The organism is Cognatundibacterium luofuense (assembly GCF_018139685.1).
Taxonomy (GTDB): Bacteria; Pseudomonadota; Gammaproteobacteria; order Burkholderiales; family Burkholderiaceae_D; genus Undibacterium; species Undibacterium luofuense.
Genome location: NZ_JAGSPN010000694.1, coordinates 1 through 278, shown reverse-complemented (window position 1 = coordinate 278; position 278 = coordinate 1). Strand labels below are relative to the sequence as shown.

The 278-nt window shown below is 53.6% G+C and carries 1 protein-coding gene; it reads right to left on the bottom strand.

Annotated features, from left to right (window positions below; genetic code table 11):
• Positions 1-240, bottom strand: a 240-nt coding sequence (locus KDM89_RS22225; protein ID WP_230428034.1) for an enoyl-CoA hydratase/isomerase family protein, incomplete at its 3' end; no start/stop codon positions are given.
• Positions 241-278 lie beyond the last annotated feature (38 nt).

Below are 278 nucleotides of genomic sequence, written 5' to 3'. Positions count from 1 at the left end.
AGCTTTGTCACCACTCGCCTGCAACAGCACCAGCGCAACCTGCGGATCGCTGGCCCATTGCTGCAGGCGCGCAGTCAGCAGCTGCACCATAGGCAGCGATAAGGCGTTTAAAGTCGCAGGCACATTCAGGGTTGCGATTGCGAGCCGTTTGCCGTCGGCACATACGCGCTCTTCAAACAAGACCACATCCATCGCGTTTTTATCCATAGCGTTATCCTCCATAGCCTTAGCCTCCATCATTGATAACTCCAGTCAGGCTGACGTTTTTCTAAAAATGC